The following is an 18,437-nucleotide window of genomic DNA, read 5'->3' on the forward strand; positions in this document are numbered from 1 at the left end:
TGATAATCACAGGAAGTTTCAGGGTTTTGCATCTATCCGCCGTCGATACGGCATCTGTGGCTGGCGCACGGCGACGGCGCAACCCGTTTCTATGCGGTCAAAGCCCCGATTCAGGCTCATTTCGTCGCATATTCGCTGCCCGGACGCCGGGCGCCTCCCATCGGCGCGCCCCTCGCAAGCAAGTTCCGCGCCTCAGGAATCCACGCCGAAGAGATCGCGGCTGTAAACCTTGTCTGCCACATCGGCCAATTCATCGCTCACCCGGTTCGCAATAATCACGTCGGCCTCGGCCTTGAACGCCGCCAGATCGCGCACGACCCGCGAATTGAACAGCCGCTCGTCGCCGATCAGCGGTTCATAGACGATGACCTCGACGCCTTTCGCCTTGATCCGCTTCATCACGCCCAAGATGCTGCTGGCACGAAAATTATCCGACCCCGCCTTCATCGCCAAGCGGTGGATGCCGACAACCCGCGGCCGGCGCCGCAGCACCTCTGATGCGACAAAATCCTTGCGCGTAGTGTTCGACGACACGATCGCCTGGATCAGGTTCTGCGGCACCTCGCGATAATTCGCCAGCATCTGCTTGGTGTCCTTGGGCAAGCAATAGCCGCCATAGCCAAAGGACGGATTGTTATAAAATTGGCCGATCCGCGGGTCGAGACAAACGCCCTCGATGATCTGGCGCGAATCGGCATCGTGCATCGCCGCGTAAGTGTCGAGTTCGTTGAAGAAAGCGACCCGCATCGCCAAATAGGTGTTGGCAAACAGCTTGATCGCCTCCGCCTCGGTGTTGCCGGTCATCAGAATCGTGGTCTCGGGTTTCAGCGACGCGCTCAGCAACAGCTGGGCGAACGCGGCAGCGCGCGGGTGGGTGTTGCCGACGATGATCCGCGAGGGATGAAGATTGTCGAACAGCGCGCGCCCCTCGCGCAGGAACTCGGGCGAAAAGACGATCGCATCGCTGCCATGCTTGGCGCGCATCCGATCGGTAAAACCAACCGGCACCGTCGATTTGACGACGATGACCGCGTTTGGCGCCAAGTCCAATGCGTCGGCGATCACCGCCTCGACCGAACCGGTGTTGAAATAATTGCTGTCGGGATCGTAATCGGTCGGAGTCGCAACGATAACGAAATCGGCGCCGTCATAGGCGATTTGTTTGTCGATGGTGGCGGTCAGATCAAGGGCGCAATTGGCCAGATAATCCTCGATTTCGGGATCGGCGATCGGCGACGTCCGCGCGTTGATCTGATCGACCTTGCGGGCATCGATGTCGAGTGCGACGACGCGGTTGTGCTGCGCCAACAGCACCGCGTTGGAAACACCGACATATCCCGTCCCGACAACGGTGATTTTGACCGGAATATTCGGCACTGGCAGGATCCCTTCGCAATCGTCGCTGCCCCCCTAACAGGCGGGGTCGGATCGCTCAACCGCGTCACCATCGGACAGCGTCCATGCCTTGATCAGGTGCCGCAAAAGGTGGTGTAGGCCGCGGCATCGCGCGGCCCAGGCTCCGCAAATGCGCTCCATTCGGCGCGGTGGACATAGGGGTTGCGAACCACTTCCAACAGCGTGTTCCATGGCGCCATATCGCCGCCCTCGGCGGCTGCCAGCGCCGCCTCGACCACATGATTGCGCGGGATATACAGCGGGTTGACCGCATCCATCGCATCGGCGCGTTCAAGCGGGGCGATTTCCTCGCCTTCAAGATGCGCCCACCAGTCGGCTATCCACGGCGCCATCGCATCGGTATCGGGCAACAGCGCCTGCATCAGATCGCCGTCGCCGCGCAGCAATTGCGCCAAGGCCCGGAAAAACGATGTGAAGTCGACATCATGCTGCTCAAGCTCTCCGAACAGCGAATCGATCAGTTGCACGTCGGCCTCGTCCGCCTGCACCAGGCCGAGCTTCGCGCGCATCCGGTCGAACCATATGGCGCGAAACCGCTCGGGAATCGCATCGACCATCGTTTTCGCCTGATCGACGTCGGACGGTTCGACCGCATGAATTGCGGGCAGCAACGCTTCGGCAAAACGCGCCATGTTCCAGTGCATGATCTGCGGCTGACGGCCATAGGCATAACGCCCGTTGGCATCGATCGAACTGAACACGGTGTTCACCGCAAACCGGTCCATGAACGCGCAGGGTCCGTAATCGATTGTCTCGCCGCTGATCGCAACATTGTCGGTGTTCATCACGCCATGGATAAACCCGGTGCCCAGCCAATGCGCCACCAGCTCGCATTGCAGACCGATCACCCGGTCAAGCAGCGCGAGGTGCGGGTTCGCGGCTTCGGCCAGCTCGGGGAAATGACGACCGATGCTGTAATCGGACAGCTGGATCACATGGTCGGCGCCGAAATGCGCGGCGAAAAACTGAAAGGTGCCGACGCGGATATGGCTGCTTGCGATCCGTGTCAGCACGGCCCCCGGATGCGCCTGCTCCCGCTGCACCCGATCGCCGGTCGCCACCGCGGCCAGCGACCGTGTCGTCGGCACCCCCAAGGCGGCCATCGCCTCCGACACTAGAAATTCACGCAAAACGGGCCCGATTGCGGCCTTGCCGTCGCCGTTGCGCGAAAAAGCAGTCGGCCCCGATCCTTTCAGCTGGACGTCGAACCGCGCGCCGTCTGGCGCGACGATCTCGCCAATCAACAGCGCCCGGCCGTCGCCGAGCTGCGACGAGAAATGGCCGAATTGATGTCCGGCATAGGCAAAGGCAAGCGGGTTGGCGCCAGCGGGCAGCTCGCCGCCTGAAAACATGCTTGCGAGCCGGTCGTTCTTGACCCGTCCCATCATCAGCCCCAAGCGCTTCGCCAGTGCGCGATTGAACGCCAGCAACGTCGGCGCCGATGGTTTTGCCGCCTCGGCAGGCGCGTAAAAGCCCTCCATCACGGCGTGGAAACTGTTGTCGAAAGAGAAATCCATAGGGCGCTCCCGGTTGCCCCCTATGTCGGACCTCTGTGCCGAGGTTGCAAGTTTCGCGGTCGCCGCGATCATCACCCGCCGCTTCGCTGCGCATCCTGCCGCCCTCCCCCGGGTCACTGGAAGTTCAGCCAGAACGCTTTAACATCGGGCCTGTTATGACCGCGCAGCATGCCGAAGGGACACCGCGACTTGATTACGCCGAACGACTTTCGCCGTCCGGGCGATGCACCTTTGTCGCGGTTGCAGCGCTTTTTCGACGCGCTGGGCCGCGGGGTCGATGCCGCACTCGACGCAAATTATGTGATTCCATCGCAATTGGTGATCGATAGCAGGTCGGGATTCACGCTGCGCGGCAACGGGCATCGCATCAAGCTGAGCGACGGCGCGCCGACCGGCTGGGGCGGGTCGGCCATCTACATAGCGCATTGCACCGATTTCCAGATTGTCGACCTCATCTGCGACGGCAACCGGGCCCAGCGAAAGGTGTCCGAGGATCCGGCGCATGTTATCGTCGTCGACAAATGTCACCGCTGGACGTTTCGCAACGTTCAGGCGGTGAATGGGACCTGCGATGGATTTTTCATTTCGGCCGGCGCCCATAAAGCGGGGAGCGGCCCAAATGGCGCGGTCTCGCTGGACGATTGCCCGTCGAACTGGAAAATGGAGCGGTGCGTTGCGCTCAACAACTATCGTCAGGGCGCGTCGATTATCGAAAGCATCGGCGGCCTGATCAGCGGCGGTCGATACGGTTTGACCAACGGCATATTGGACGACGGCAGCGGCCCAGGCGCCGGCATTGATTTGGAACCCGACGATCAGCCGAGCTGGCCGCCGAACCGGATTCGCAACATTCGCATTCATGATGTGCTGTTCGATCGCAACCAGGGTCCGGGGTTGCTGATCACCCGCGTCAACGGGGTTCAGAATATCGAGGTGAGCGATTGCACTTTCGACCGGAACCAAAAAGCAGCGATCGAAAGCGTCGGCGATGACGTTGCAATCCTCAGGCCGCGCGTCAAAGGCTGGAGCGGTGCAGCCTACACGCGCCGCGCGTCGGCTCCTCCAAAACGCGGGGCCATCGACATCGGCTATCAAGCCGGGCCGACCAAGATCGTCGATCCCGAATTTCAGGCGACCAGCCGCTCAGGAACGACGGCCAACCCGTGCATCTATGTGCACGGCGGCGCCGCTGCGGACATCACCATCACCGGGATCAAGTCGGACGGGTCGGCGTCGATCATCTGCGCCGCCCATTCCCCGCACGTCCGCGTCAGTCACAGCGTCATCGATCTGCGCAACGCCACCCAGCAGGACGCATTTACATTTCTCGGCGACTATCCGGTTTTTGAAGAAATGATGCTGCTTGGGGTTTATCGGCGGGCCGCATATTTCGGCGGCAAGAGACCCCGGATAACGAACAACAAATTCTATATCCGTGCTTCCGATCAACAAAGCTCGGTCATCAGCGCTTGGGATGCGAAAAGTCCGGAGTTTCGGGCGAATCTTGTCGAATATGAAACACGCGATGCGTCGATTGTGTTCGGGATCGGCCCGGATGCTGTGGTGATCGACAATATCGTCATCAACAACGGAAATCCCGCCGCCTTTGCGTTCACCGCCGCTCCGCGACTGTCTTCGGGCAACCAGATGCTGAAAGCTCGACCGGTGCCGTAGGTCGCGACGTCTCGGGTCGCCGCGGCCTGTCGTTCCGAACGGGATAGCCGCCCGATCGGCGAAGCGCAGCGACAGGTCGCTGCGCCATCGCAACCGCCATATCCTACTTCGCCCCGATACCCCGGATGACAACCAGAACGGTCTTGAACAGGATCGCCAGGTCGATCCACATCGAGAAATTCTTGATGTAGTAAAAATCGAAGCGAAGTTTGTCGTGAACCTCGCTGATGCCGGCGACATGCCCTTGGTTGACCTGCGCCCAACCGGTCACGCCTGGGCGCACGATATGCCGATAGATATAAAAGGGAATTTCCCGTTCATACCATTCGGACAGCGGCTGCGCTTCCGGGCGCGGGCCGATCCAGCTCATTTCGCCGCGCAGGATATTGTACAGCTGTGGCAGTTCGTCGATCCGCGTCTGACGAAGAAAACGGCCGATCCGCGTGATCCGATCGTCGTCGTCCTTGGTGATCGCGGCATCGACCAAATCCCCGCTGGCCGATACCGGCTCGGCAACCCGCATGGTGCGAAATTTCAGGACGCGGAATTGATGGCCGCGATACCCGATCCGCTCTTGGCGAAAGAACATCGGTCCCGGCGAATCAAGCCGGATCAACAGGCCGGTGATCAACAGCGGCAGGAAAAGGATCGGCAACACCGCCAGCGTCAGCACGACGTCGAACAGCCGCTTTCCCTTGGAATAGGAATTGCTGGGAATCAGCGATCCCAGGCTGTTTTCCGACAGATGTTCGATGCGAACCTTGCCGGTGCGCGCTTCCCACACCTGTTTGTAATGATACACGCCGACGCCGTTGAGCGCCGCCACCGCAAAGGCGCGTTCCCACTCCGGCAAATGGTCGTGATGAAGATCCGCTACGATGATCGCCCGCGGATCATTGGGAAGCAGCGGCTCGTTCAGGATGACGCACACCGTCTCCAACTCTTCGCGGATCCGTTCGACATCGCCGCCGGGCACCAGATAATAGCGGTTGGTGTCGCGCCGCGGCTCAAGCGCGCCAATCACAAAGCGCGTCGTCAGCACGCACACGAACGTCACCGACAACAATACCCCGCTATAAGGCGCGCGAATGAACAGGATCAGCAACAGCGCGATCGCATAGGTGATCGCCATGGCCGGAAAAATATAACTCACCCCGACGGAGCCAGGAAATGTCCCGAATTTGCGCGCCGAAACAACGCCGACGATCGTCACGATCGTCGCGGTCAGGGTCGATACGACGATCGCCTCGTTCGACGAAATCACCGACAGATTGCCACGCGCCAGAATAAATACCGGCACGAATACGCCAAATATCAGGCAAAGCGGCAATTGCACGCGCAGCAAGGCAAGCCATTGCGACCATTTATGGGCCGGCTGCACCGGATGGTCGATTGCCTTCAAAGGGAAAACCTTCTTTCGCAGATCAGCAACACCATGCAAGCCGTTGGCCGCCACGGCAGTCGGGATGGATTCGGCCGACGCATCATTGGCCGGGCGCAATCCCTGCCGGTTTAACATGATATTCTCATAAAGTTGCTTTTCGTCCGACGCAACGCGTCCCGTTTGAGGTCGCCCTTGAATAGCGATCCGCTGCACGACCATTTTGATCGACCTCGGCAGGGCGCTTTCGACGCGCTAATAGCTTGATAACAAAGCGCCGTCAGCCAGAAAATCGCGCCGCGCCCGCCACCTATCGTGCAACCCATCGTGCAAATGACCCGCATCGCCGGGATTCACGCCGGGTCGGGGCCGATCAACGCCGCGCGCATGTGATGGTTGATCACCCGCACGTCGAACTTCTGCTCGACCAGCGCGCGGCCGGCCGCGCCATGTTCGGCGGCAAGGCCTGGCTCGCGGGCATAACGGATCATCGCCTCGGCGATCGCAGGCGCCGATCGAACCGGCACCAGGAACCCGTTCACGCCGTCCACCACCGTCTCGCGGCAACCGGCAACGTCGGTGGTGATAACCGCCAGACCGATCGCCATCGCCTCCTGGGTGCTGCGCGGCAAGCCTTCGCGATAGGACGGCAGAACGAACACGTCCGATTGCGCCAGATAGGGGCGGACATCGTCAACCTTGCCCGTCCAGGAGATGATGCCGGCGTCATGCCACCCCTGAACCGCATCTTCGGTCAACGAACCCGGATTGGAATCGACCCCGCCGACCAGCAGCACGTCGACATCAAAACCCTGTTCGCGCACGATCTTCGTCGCCTCGACCAGTTCGATCACGCCCTTTTCGCGCAGCAAGCGCCCCATCCAGACAAAGGTGAGCCGCCGCCCCGGATCGCGCGGCCCCTCGCGCAGCGGAAAGCGGTCGAGATTGACCCCGCTGCCATCGACCAGCATGACCCGGTCGCGCGGCGCGATCCCGCTGTCGATCATCAGCGCGAAATCGTCGGGATTCTGGAAAATCCCCAGATTGGCAAGTCGAAACGACAACCAATAAAGGCGACCGACCAGGAACCGCAGCAAGCGCACTTTCATCGACGCGGTGTCGTCAGCATTGATGAATATAAAGCCGAGGCCGGCGACCATCACCACGCGCCGGGGCACCCGCGACAGCCATGACGCTATCGAACCATAAATGACCGGCTTCATGAACAGGCTGAAAAACACGGCGGGCCGAATACGTCGCAACAAGCGATAAAGTGAGATCAAGCTCGCGATATCACGAACCGGATTTAACCCATTGCGGTCCAGCGCCAGCGGCGTTGGAATACCCCCGAACGCTTCGATCCGCTTGCGATTTTCGGCGTCATAATCCGGCGCCAGTACATAAACCCGATAACCCCTGTCGGCCAGTTCACAGATCAGGTCGCCGCAGAAATTATAGAGCGATTCAGCCGAATTCGATAAGACAACGATCGCTGGTAATGTATTTTTTTCAGGGCTTTGCACACTAATCCTCGTTGTTGCGGCGCAACATCGCCTACGCGGATCGTCGTCCATTTACAATATCAAGCGTAGCAACAGAATGCATAGGCCAGCTGTGTCTAACCAGCGGTGGGCGAATCCAGCCACGCCTGAAACATCAGGATGTCCCAGATATGGTAATGCATCCGGCGACGGCCGCTCCGCGTGTCCGACCACATCCGGCTCACCGCATCGACATCGAAAAACCCGTCGCGCTTGAGCCGGTCGGGCGCCAGCAAATCATCCGCCCAGTCGCGCAGCGGACCGCGCAGCCAATGTTCGATCGGTACGCCGAACCCCATTTTCGGCCGCTCCATCATCTCGCGCGGCACATAGCGATAGAGGAGCTGGCGCAGCGGCCATTTGGGTTGGCCATCGCGGATTTTGTAGGCGAGCGGCAGCGCGAGCGCGAACTCGACGACCCGGTGATCCAGTAGCGGCACACGCGATTCCAGGCTGAACGCCATGCTGGCCCGATCGACCTTGACCAGAATGTCGTCGGGCAAATAGCTCCGCATATCCAGATACATCATCCGGTCGCGGAAATCCCCGTTGGCCGGCCAGCCGGCATCCGGCGTCGTCAGGATCGTCGGCGGTTCTTGCGCGCCCAGCACCAGATCCGCCGGGCGCTTGGCGTGCGATACCAGCGAGCGATAAAAATCGTCTGCGCTGTCCACGTCCAGCACGTCGGCAAATTTGAGCAATCGGTCGCCGACCGCCATCTTTCGCAACCGCTCAGGCGCAATCCGCATCGCCGTATCGATCGCGCCCGCGGGCGTCATTCTCAGTGCGCCTGCCGCCAATTTCCGCATCCCGCGGGGCAGCACGCCCAAGCGTTTCCAAATGTCATGGCCCAGCTTGTAACGGGTATAGCCGCCAAACAGTTCGTCGCCTGCATCGCCCGACAGACTGACGGTCACCTCGCTGCGCGCCAAGCGGCTGACCAGCATTGTCGGAATCTGCGAGGAATCGGCGAAAGGTTCATCCCAATGATGCGGCAGGATCGGGATTTGCGCCAAAGCATCGTCTGGGGTGACATATAATTCGGTGTGGTCGGTGCCCAGATGCGCCGCGACGCGTTTGGCATGATGCGCCTCGTCATATTCGGCTTCCGAAAAACCGATCGAAAACGTCTTCACCGGGCGCGACGATTGGCGCTGCATCAACGCGACAACGGTGCTGGAGTCGTAGCCGCCCGACAGAAAGGCGCCCAACGGCACATCCGCCGCCATGCGGATACCCACGGCGTCGAGCAGCAGTTCCTCCAGAGCATCCACGGCCGCATCGGGCGAGCCCGCGAACGGCGCTTCGCGGCCATCGCGCGCTTTGTCGGCGATATTCCAATAGGCCACCGGCTCACCGGGCGCCGCATCGCTCGCGGCGATCTCAAGATAGTGGCCGGGCGGCAGTTTGCGGATCCCGGCAAAGATCGAATAGGGACCGGGAACATAATTGTGTCGCAGGAACAGCGCCAGCACATCGCGGTCAATGCTGCCCTGCCAGCCGGGATGCTGGCGCAGCGCCTTCAGCTCGGAACCGAACAGCAGTGCGCCACCCTGCATGCCATAATAGATCGGCTTTTCGCCCATGCGGTCGCGGGCGAGGATCAGCTTGCGTTCGGCGCGATCCCAAAGCGCGAACGCGAACATCCCATTGGCGCGCTCCAGCGTCCCCCGCACGCCCCAGGTTGAAAAGCCCTGCAGCAAGGTTTCGGTATCGGAATGACCGCGCCACGCAATGGCGCCCCGCGCTTCAAGTTCGCGCCGCAGGTCGAGGTGATTGTAGATTTCACCGTTGTAGCTCAGCACATAACGGCCGTCGTGGCTCGCCATCGGCTGATGTCCCGCCGCCGACAGATCGATGATCGCCAAACGGCGGTGCGCCAAGGCGATCCCCGCCTCGCCATCGACCCAATAGCCATCGCTGTCGGGTCCGCGATGAATGATCGTGTCGGCCATCTGCCGCAGCAGCGCCTCACCGTCCGAGAACCCGGCCCGATCCAGAAAGCCCACAAAACCGCACATTAGTCTTCTCTTTTTATCAAGGAATCATAGAGTCTTGAATAGGCATCCAATGTCGCATCAAACCCAAAGCCTGTAACGATTCTCTCACGCGCCGCCATCCCGATTTCCTGCCGCTGTTCGGGACTCAAACGAGCAAGGTCGGTGATCGCGTTGGCCATGGCTACCACGTCCCCCCGGCCCACAATCAACCCATGCCCATTCATCACCCGAACACAATCGCCAACGTCGGTGGCAATGCACGGGAGCGCGCTGGCCATCGCTTCGCCCAAGACATTGGGAAAACCCTCGCTGGCCGACGACAGGCAAAGCATGTCGAAACCGGGCATAATACTTTCGATGTCGCCTCGCCGCCCCAGCACATGTACTCTGTCGACCGGCAAACGCGCAAAATGCGCGGCGAGCGCCGGGTTATCAGCATTCAGTCCCTCTCCCACCAGCGCGACATGCACCCGCGGGTCAGTGGCCATCGCCAGCGCGCTTGCAGCGAGAAAGGTTGGGACATCCTTGATCGGATGATAACGGCCGACAAATCCCACGACAATATCGGCATCGCCGACGGCAAGGGCGCTCCGCGTCGCTTGACGGTGGGCCGGATCCGGGCGCCAGCGACCGGCATCGAAGCCATTCGGGATAACGACCGACCGTTCTGCCCCGAATCCGAAGGTTTCGTGATGGTCGCGCGCTTGGAAGCTGTTATATACGATTGCGTCGGGTCGGGCCGACAGCTTGGCGAGCAGCCGTATGACCTTCTGCGTCCCGCGTTTTTCGGTTCCAAGATCATACAGCGACTGCCGGATATTCCAGGCAACAGGCACGTCCGGGCCAGCGATCAGGCTGGCCAACGACGCGATCAGATTGCCATGATACATCCAACCCTGGATCACGTCCGGGCGGAACCTTTCGACAATGCGATAGAGCCTTAGCGGCGCCGACAGCAGTCGAGACGGATGGTTCAACTCAAGCGGATCGACTGGGATGCCGTGCGCGCCCAGTATCTCACCATAATGGCCCAGGCCCGACAGCGAAACGACATGGGCGTCTTGTCGGTCACCGCGGCGGTCGAGGAGCACGTTCGCCAGCGATCGCTCAGCACCGCCCACTTCGAGAGCGGTGATGATGTGCAGGACGCGAGGGACGGCCATCACCGCCGACCACCGGTCGGACCACGCACCACGATCGCGATTCGCTTCGGGCGCCGCGACGCGAGTTCGATGCGGCCCGCAACGCTAGGTTCGGCGCCCCGCCCAATCCAGTGACGTTCCACCACCGCCTACCCGTTCAACGTGTTCAAGTAATAATACCATTGAGCGAACATATACATCAGAAAGATCACAAGCGTCGGGATGCGTACGGCCGGCCGAGACATCATGATCGCTGCGATCGCAAAGGGATAAAACATCGACAGAAAACGGAGCGAATAGAAAGAGGTAAAAATATTGACGAAAACGATCGCCAGTACGCAGAGCGTAAATCGCCCTTCGAGAGAACGGAGAGTTTCTCGGTAGTTCTGCAAGAAGATGCCGAAGAGGATGACCCAGAAGCTCATGTAAAGCAGGCCGCTCGACGCATCGGCATATTCGGCGCGCCGATCACCTACAAATGTCAGGATCGAACCTCGCAACGGCCCGATCATCAGCCCGACGGCTAGCCCGGCACCAACCACCAGCGCCAACCGAACCTCCTTAGACCACCCCGAAAGTTTCCCGCCCTCGTCGGCCGTGACGCTACAAAGCACGTAAATCGCCAGAAATATGAGCATTGACGTATGGATCGTCGCCGCAAACAAACACAGGGCGATCGCAATCAAGTTCGATTTCGGCCGAACAAGATAGACAATATAGAGGATCGACACAGCCAAAGCGGATCTGAGCTGCGAATAGGCAAGATCGAACACAAGCGGGTTAGCGATTAACGGAAGGCTAAAATAGCCGCCGTGACGATAAATAATCATCGCGGCGGAAACGACCCAAATAGATGAAATAATCTGAAAAAACAGGGTGTGATCGATTGGGATGACCCCGTCTTGGATCATCTTGATCAAAAATTCCCAAGTATATTCAGCTGTAAAATACGACGAAAATGTGTCATAATCAAAGTAATTTAGAACAGAGTCTCCAGTAATAATTTTCTGCGCGTAGATCTCTCGATCCCAAAGCATCTTGTTTGTCGCGGACAGCAATATGTCTGACCATGGGACAATCGAAATCATCACCATGATCAATGCAGGAACAATATACGCCTTACCGCTGAGTTGTCTTGGTAAATTATATTGATTTATTTCACGCATGGCGCAATATCTTTGCTGAATTTCTTTCTGCAGGAAGTTTCACGGTGAAAATTCTTTTCCTGACTTCGTCTATGGGAGGGGGTGGCGCTGAACGGGTGGCTGCGCTGCTCGCCAACGCATGGGCCGCCCAAGGACATGGCGTCACGTTGATGCCGACTTTCTCAGCCCGTGGCGAGTGCGTCTATCGGTTGGCGGAAACGGTCCAATTGGAGTTTCTTTCGGATCACTGCGAGACTGGCGCCGGTCGATTGACCCGGCTCAAAACATTGCGCCGGTTCATAGGGGCGTTGCAGCCCCATGTCATCGTTTCATTTTTGCCGCATGTGAACATTGGCGCGCTCATCGCTGCGAAAGACACCGGAATTCCGGTTATTGCTTGTGAACGCACCTATCCGCCCCGGCTGATGCCGCCGCTCCCCCTATCCTACCGTTTCCTTCGCCGCTTGACCTATCCTTGGGCGGCGGCGCTTGTGGCGCAAACCGAGGCGACAGCGGACTGGTTGCGGCGGCGTGCGCCCCGGGCAAAGACCGTGGTCATTTCGAATCCCATTGCCTTGCCTATGGTCGATGCAGACCCCGTCATCTCGCCGTCAGCGTTGTTGAAGTCGGGGGATCGCGTCATATTGTGGGTGGGCCGAATGGATGCCGCCAAGCGGCCAGACGTCATGATCGACGCCTTTGCATCGCTTGCTGGCGTGACCAACGATTGGAAACTCGTCATGCTGGGCGACGGTCCGTTGCGCCCAGCGCTGCAAACCATGCTCGCCGACCGGGGGCTCGACGGACGGGTGCTTCTCCCCGGCTTCGCCGGCAATCTTGCCACTTGGTACGACCGCGCCGATCTGTACGTCATGACCTCAAGCTATGAAGGCTTTCCGAACAGTTTGCTGGAAGCCATGGCGCACGGCGTCGCGTCGGTGGCGTTCGATGTCGAGACAGGCCCGGCGCAATTGAGCGATGACGGACGCCGATTACGGTTATTGCCGGACAACGACCATGCGCAGCGCCTTCGGGCGACCTTGCAGGAATTGACGACCGACGATCGGCAGCGCGCAGCCCTTGCCGACGCCGCTCGTGAGGTTGCTTGTGTCTATTCGCTCGACGCCATCTTGGCGGACTGGGACAATCTGTTTCGCGACGTCGCGGCTCAGGATCAAGACCGCACCGACCCAAGCTCGTCGTAGGCGAACGCCGCAATACCGACGGGCCAGGCAAGCAGCTTGAGCGCCCAGCCGGCAAAGGTTTGCGGCGGGTGGCGCACGGAACGGCCGCTGCGACGCAGATGCCACGCAAAGCGGGTGTGGTTGGCGGCGATCTTCGCGACATCGACCGGCGCCTTCGCGAACCAGCGCCAGTCATGATCCAGAAATGCCGCTGCCGCGTAGCATTGTCCTTCGGCAACACCGCGCATTTTGGCCACCGTCTTCTGGCTATGAATCAGCGAATCGGGCTCGACATGGTAAATGCGCACGACATCATTGACGTAGCGGGTCCGATATTTCCGGGCGATCGCATTCCAGATCAGCCCTTCGCCGACCAGCCCCTGAATGAACTCGGGAAACGGAAAGTCCCGAAGCACCGCCAACCGCTGAAAGCCCCATTTTTCCCCGCCGATCCCGTCGCCCAGCGTCGATGACAATGTATCGCTGTCATACGGGCTGGTGGGATAGCGGTCGCCGACGATCGCACCCGCTTCGTCGATGCAAAGGCCGGTAACCCCGACATAGGCATCGCGATCCACTTTCGGGATCGCAAACCAGCGATCGCGAAAAATCTGTAAAGCATCGGATGGCGCGGTATCATCGCTATCCCAGCACAGGAACAATTCGCCCCGCGCCTCGCGAACGCCGCGATTGAACGCGGTCTTCTTGTGCCCGTTCGGCTGATGGAAATAGCGGATCGGGAAATCAGCCTCGCGCGCCCATGCCCCCACCAGTTCAGCGGTATTGTCGGTCGACCCGTCATCGACAACGACCCATTCGAAATCGCGAAACGTCTGCGCCGCGATGCTTTCGTAAACCCGCGACAACGTGTGCGCACGGTTATAGCTGGGGGTGAAAATCGTAAAGAGCGGCGCCGCCATGACTATTCGGCCAGCAGGCGCTGGGCTTGGGGATCACGCGACGCGAGGATATTCTGCACCATCGGAAAGGGATGGTCGCGATCGGTGACCGGATGCCATGCGCCATCAGCTTTCGCTTTATCCAGCGCAAAAATCGCAAAGCCCTGCGCGATCAACAGGTCGTGGATATCGGCATAACGATAGCCGAATTGCGCGAAATGCACGTCGCCAACCTCGATGAGCAGATGGCGGGTCCGTCCCAGTGATTTCTGCAGCCCTTTCAACACAAAGAACTCGAATCCCTCGACGTCGATCTTGATCAGATCAATGTCCTCGTCGGGCAGCAACATCTGCGCCGGAATCGTCGGGACGACGATCTCCCCATGACCGATCTGGTTCATGTCATCGGATCGCATGTCGCTAAAACGCGCCCAGCCAAAATCTTCGCCGCAAGCCGCGTTCACCGGGTGAATATTGGGTGCTTGATTCAGTCGCAAGTTTTGCGACATGAGCCCGAAGATCCGCGGATGTGCCTCGAACGCAAAGACTTTTCCATCCGGCCCAACGGCTTTTGCACCAGCAAGAACCAGATCACCGATATTGGCCCCAATATCGACATAGGTGCCGCCCGGTTTCAACAGCGACTGAATGATATCGACATCATCCGACCGTTCGTTCGCGTAAAGCCAGAGCGTCATCGAAAGCGCCGTGTTGAAAAAATGGAGCTGATAGCCGCGGCGCTGGATCTTGAAGCCCAGCTTTTCGGCCAAGCCCGAACGCGCCAAGATGCGCGAAGCCAGAAAGCGCATGGGCTGCCGCTCTTCACCCAGTCGTTTGACGATATGCGAAATTTGCATGTTTACTCCATGTCCGTTCTGAGTGGTGCGGCGCTTCCGACCTTGGGCGCGGGCCCAAATACCGCGCAATTGATCGCGAGAGTCCTGTACACGGCGCGAAAGGCGAGCGCACGATAACTGACCAGCGCGATCGAAGCCGCGAGGGCCGCCCCGGTCAATCCCAAGAGGGGGATAAGGCCAAGGCAGAGCATCAACGATATTGCCAGGCCGATGCCGACGAGCGCGGTGATCCGGTTGTGGTGGCCCGTCATGTTGAGCAGATAGACGGGATCGCCAAAGAAGAAGGTAGCGAAATGACCCGCAGCCAGGATCGAAAGCGCCACGCCGGCGTCGGCATATTCGGCCCCAAAAACCAGCGTGATAATCTGTTCTGAAAAGATGATGAGGGGAAGCGCGGTCGCCGCTCCCGCCAGCATGATCAGTCGGCCAGTTTGCCGGACAATGCGTTGCAACAGTTGATGCTCGCCCGCCGCAAACAGCCGGGCATATTCGGGAGCGAGCACGATCGTAGCGGCGCCATAGGCAAATGCGACGAGCAACCCGCCCTCCACGGCCACGCGATAGAGGCCCACCGCTGCCTCGTCTGCCATCAGTCCCAGCACCAGTAGGTCGACCCGCATCAGCGCCATATAGACCAGCGCGTTCAGCATGAAGCCGAGGCCCGTTTGCAACAGCTCACCGGCACCGCGCACCTGGCTGGCGTCATCGACGACGTGGTGGCGCAGCAGCGACCACAAATGACCGCCCGCGATCAACAGCAACAGCGTGACCGCTATAAATCGCCCCTCAACCGCGATGTCGGCATCGTAGCGGTTCAGGGCGAGCATGAGCGCCGCGCTGATCAGCAACGTCACCCCGGACAGGAGCAATGTGCCATAGAGTTGGAACGACAGGGTGCGGCCCAGCCCGCGCAAAACGCCGATCGTCACCTCAAAAAATGCCGCGGGCACGATCAGCCATAGGCCAAATTTCATCAACTCGCCCAGCGACGTCTGCGGCGCCAATTGCAAGGCCACTTGCCCGATCAAGACGATCGCGAGAGCGGCGGCGCCGACGAGCAGATAGCCTTTGCGAATCGTCGCGCGCACATTCACGGTTGCAGCGCTGCCGCGCGATGCCGCGATGTCGCGCGTCAACAGTTCGGGCAAACCCAGCCTGGCTGGCAACAACAGCAGCCCGATAGCGGCAATGACGAAGGAATAGGCACCAAATTGCGCAGGGCCGAGCCAGCGCGCAAAGATGATGCCCACGCCAACCGCAACAACACGATCAACCAGGCTCACGGCGCCGACGCCGGCGGCTTGCTGAATGAAGGAACGGAGTTGCATACAGATTGAGCCCGTATTTGCGCGCCGGTTTACAGGCGCAAATCGCTTTCGGCGAGCGGCAGGATGCCCTTTACGTCGACCAGAATAGCGTCCGCCTTGCCAAAAGCCCGCAGCGCGGCGCTGCCTCCTTCGGCAAATTCCCGGTGCGCGACCGCCAGGACCACGGCGTCATAATCGCTCGCGGCCGGGTCGGTCAGGTCGATCCCATATTCATGCTGCGCTTCGGCGGCATCGACCCACGGATCGTGGACATCGACCTGTGCGCCATATTCCGTCAGCTCCGACACCACATCAACGACGCGGGTGTTGCGAATGTCGGGGCAATTTTCCTTGAACGCCAGCCCGAGCATCAGGATGCGGGCGCCCTGCACCGGCAGGTTGCGTTTGATCATCAGGCGGACGATCTGGCTGGCGATATAGCCCCCCATCCCGTCGTTGACCCGCCGCCCGGCCAAGATGACTTCGGGGTGATAGCCGACCGACTGCGCTTTGTGAGTCAGGTAGTAGGGATCGACGCCGATGCAGTGCCCTCCGACCAAGCCGGGCGTGAATTTCAGGAAGTTCCATTTGGTGCCCGCGGCGGCGAGGACGCTGTGGGTGTCGATGTCGAGTTTGCCGAAGATGATCGACAGTTCGTTCATCAGCGCGATGTTCAGATCGCGTTGGGTGTTTTCGATCACCTTCGCGGCCTCGGCCACCTTGATGCTCTGGGCCATGAAGGTGCCTGCGGTGATGATCTCGCCGTACAGGCGATCGACCCATTGCGCCGCTTCGGGCGTCGAACCGCTCGTCACCTTGCGGATCGACGGCAGGCGATGCTCTTTGTCACCGGGATTGATCCGTTCGGGGCTGTAGCCACAGAAAAAATCATGGTTGAAAGTCAGGCCGCTGACCCGCTCCAGGATCGGGACGCAATCCTCTTCGGTACAGCCCGGATAGACGGTGCTTTCATAAATGACGATGTCGCCGCGCTTCAGCACCCGGCCGACCGTCTCCGATGCCTTGATCAACGGGGTCAGGTCGGGGCGCTTGTGCTGGTCGATCGGCGTCGGCACGGTGACGATGAACACCCGCGCCGACGCCAGATCAGCAGGATCATGCGAAAAACGCAGATGGTTCGCCGCCGCCAGCTCGTCGGCGGTCGTTTCCAGGGTGTCGTCGCGACCTTCGCGCAGCGCGGTGATCCGAGACATATTGATGTCGAACCCGACGACGGGACGTCGGCGGCCGAACTCGACGGCCAACGGAAGTCCGACATAGCCGAGGCCCAGCACGGCAATGGCAGCGGAGTCGAAATCGGGAAGCGATGCGGGGGAAGTCGCGCTCATTTTTGAAAATAGTCCCTATACCAGGCAACGAATTGGCGGACGCCGTCGCGGAAATCGGTTTGCGGTCGATAGCCGGTCAGCCGTTCGAGCAGGCTCGCATCGGCCCAGGTCGCCGGAACATCGCCCATCTGCATCGGCATCAGGTTGCGCTTTGCGGTCATCCCGAGCGTGTCCTCGATCGCCGCGACGAAGTCGAGCAGCCGGACCTTGTCATTGTTACCGATGTTGACGATGCGGAACGGCGCGACGGGCGACAGGCTGTCGCCAGGCTCGATATCGGCGGCGCTGGCCGGACGCTCCGGCGCGGCGTCGATCAGCAGCCGAATACCGCGAACCAGATCCTCGACATAGGTAAAGTCGCGGTACATATCGCCGTTGTTGTAAAGGTCGATCGGGCGACCATCGAGCATGGCATCGACAAATTTGTAGAGCGCCATGTCGGGGCGCCCCCACGGACCATAGACGGTGAAGAAACGGAACATCGTCGTCGGCACGTTCCACAAATGGGCGTGGGCATGCGCCATCGATTCGGTCGCCTTTTTGGTCGCCGCGTAGATGGTCAGCGGCGTGTCAGCCTTTTCGGTCTCCTGGAACGGCATCTCGTCATTGGCGCCATAGACCGAAGAGGTCGATGCCATCAGCAGGTGCGCTACCTGGTTGCGGCGCGCCGCGTCCATCACATTGAAGGTGCCGACGACGTTTGCCGAGATGTAGGCATGGGGATTTTCCAGCGAATAGCGAACCCCGGCCTGCGCCGCGAGATGGACGATCACATCGGGTTTGAAATCGTCGATCGCGTCATCGACCCGCGTCCGATCCTCAAGCATCGCCTCGACGGCGCGGAAATGCTGGTTCTGCATCAGGATCTGGTGGCGGCGACGCTTCAGATTGACGTCGTAATAATCAGTCATCCCGTCGAAGCCGGCGACTTCGAAGCCCTCCGCCAGCAATAGCTTGGCGAGATGAAAACCGATAAAGCCGGCGGTGCCGGTCACGAATATTTTGCGTCGCACGTAAATCTCCGA

14 protein-coding genes are annotated in these 18,437 nt (G+C 60.1%); 2 read left to right on the forward strand and 12 right to left on the reverse strand.

All coding sequences use genetic code 11. From position 1 onward, the window contains the following. Positions 1 to 192 precede the first annotated feature (192 nt). The gene (locus tag J2X44_RS11690) at positions 193 to 1,377 is read right to left on the reverse strand and encodes a nucleotide sugar dehydrogenase (RefSeq protein WP_405053368.1); all 1,185 of its coding nucleotides are present in this window, start codon (positions 1,375 to 1,377) and stop codon (positions 193 to 195) included. Positions 1,378 to 1,469: 92 nt separating this feature from the next. Further along, on the reverse strand, positions 1,470 to 2,933 hold the full coding sequence (locus tag J2X44_RS11695) for a protein adenylyltransferase SelO family protein (RefSeq protein ID WP_310084111.1): 1,464 nt from the start codon (positions 2,931 to 2,933) through the stop codon (positions 1,470 to 1,472). Positions 2,934 to 3,101: 168 nt separating this feature from the next. Here J2X44_RS11695 and J2X44_RS11700 point away from each other — a divergent pair, with 168 nt between their 5' ends. Further along, on the forward strand, positions 3,102 to 4,607 hold the full coding sequence (locus J2X44_RS11700) for a right-handed parallel beta-helix repeat-containing protein (protein ID WP_310084114.1): 1,506 nt from the start codon (positions 3,102 to 3,104) through the stop codon (positions 4,605 to 4,607). 103 nt (positions 4,608 to 4,710) lie between these two features. On the opposite strand, the gene J2X44_RS11705 is transcribed toward J2X44_RS11700, so the two are convergent. The 5 genes from J2X44_RS11705 to J2X44_RS11725 form a co-directional block, all read right to left on the reverse strand. Then, the gene (locus J2X44_RS11705; RefSeq protein WP_310249288.1) at positions 4,711 to 5,907 is read right to left on the reverse strand and encodes a sugar transferase; all 1,197 of its coding nucleotides are present in this window, start codon (positions 5,905 to 5,907) and stop codon (positions 4,711 to 4,713) included. Positions 5,908 to 6,341: 434 nt separating this feature from the next. Then, the gene (locus J2X44_RS11710; RefSeq protein ID WP_310084119.1) at positions 6,342 to 7,562 is read right to left on the reverse strand and encodes a glycosyltransferase family 4 protein; all 1,221 of its coding nucleotides are present in this window, start codon (positions 7,560 to 7,562) and stop codon (positions 6,342 to 6,344) included. A 44-nt stretch (positions 7,563 to 7,606) separates the two neighbouring features. Then, complete coding sequence (gene asnB, locus J2X44_RS11715) at positions 7,607 to 9,550, reverse strand: asparagine synthase (glutamine-hydrolyzing) (protein ID WP_310084122.1); 1,944 nt, start codon at positions 9,548 to 9,550, stop codon at positions 7,607 to 7,609. Continuing rightward, entirely contained in the window at positions 9,550 to 10,692 is a 1,143-nt protein-coding gene (locus J2X44_RS11720) for a glycosyltransferase (RefSeq protein ID WP_310087024.1), read from the reverse strand. Before J2X44_RS11720 ends, asnB begins: the two co-directional genes overlap by 1 nt. Before the next feature lie 128 nt (positions 10,693 to 10,820). Next, positions 10,821 to 11,837, reverse strand: a complete 1,017-nt coding sequence (locus J2X44_RS11725; RefSeq protein ID WP_310084124.1) for an EpsG family protein — start codon at positions 11,835 to 11,837, stop codon at positions 10,821 to 10,823. Between J2X44_RS11725 and J2X44_RS11730 the strand changes: the two genes are divergently transcribed. After that, positions 11,807 to 13,021, forward strand: a complete 1,215-nt coding sequence (locus tag J2X44_RS11730; RefSeq protein WP_310084127.1) for a glycosyltransferase — start codon at positions 11,807 to 11,809, stop codon at positions 13,019 to 13,021. The two genes, J2X44_RS11725 and J2X44_RS11730, sit on opposite strands and share 31 nt — an antisense overlap. Here J2X44_RS11730 and J2X44_RS11735 read toward each other — a convergent pair. Genes J2X44_RS11735 through J2X44_RS11755 form a run of 5 tightly spaced genes read right to left on the reverse strand, consistent with a single transcriptional unit; the run spans position 12,991 to position 18,425 of the window. After that, positions 12,991 to 13,920, reverse strand: coding sequence for a glycosyltransferase family A protein (locus tag J2X44_RS11735; RefSeq protein WP_310084129.1), 930 nt, complete (start codon positions 13,918 to 13,920; stop codon positions 12,991 to 12,993). The genes J2X44_RS11730 and J2X44_RS11735 overlap by 31 nt on opposite strands. A gap of 2 nt (positions 13,921 to 13,922) precedes the next feature. After that, positions 13,923 to 14,825, reverse strand: a complete 903-nt coding sequence (locus J2X44_RS11740) for an FkbM family methyltransferase (RefSeq protein ID WP_310084131.1) — start codon at positions 14,823 to 14,825, stop codon at positions 13,923 to 13,925. Next, positions 14,759 to 16,084, reverse strand: coding sequence for an oligosaccharide flippase family protein (locus J2X44_RS11745; protein WP_310084134.1), 1,326 nt, complete (start codon positions 16,082 to 16,084; stop codon positions 14,759 to 14,761). Before J2X44_RS11745 ends, J2X44_RS11740 begins: the two co-directional genes overlap by 67 nt. A gap of 29 nt (positions 16,085 to 16,113) precedes the next feature. Continuing rightward, entirely contained in the window at positions 16,114 to 17,412 is a 1,299-nt protein-coding gene (gene tviB / locus J2X44_RS11750; RefSeq protein ID WP_310084136.1) for a Vi polysaccharide biosynthesis UDP-N-acetylglucosamine C-6 dehydrogenase TviB, read from the reverse strand. Next, positions 17,409 to 18,425, reverse strand: a complete 1,017-nt coding sequence (locus tag J2X44_RS11755) for an SDR family NAD(P)-dependent oxidoreductase (protein WP_310084139.1) — start codon at positions 18,423 to 18,425, stop codon at positions 17,409 to 17,411. Before J2X44_RS11755 ends, tviB begins: the two co-directional genes overlap by 4 nt. Positions 18,426 to 18,437: the final 12 nt, after the last annotated feature.

Source organism: Sphingopyxis sp. BE259 (genome assembly GCF_031457495.1).
Taxonomy (GTDB): Bacteria; Pseudomonadota; Alphaproteobacteria; order Sphingomonadales; family Sphingomonadaceae; genus Sphingopyxis.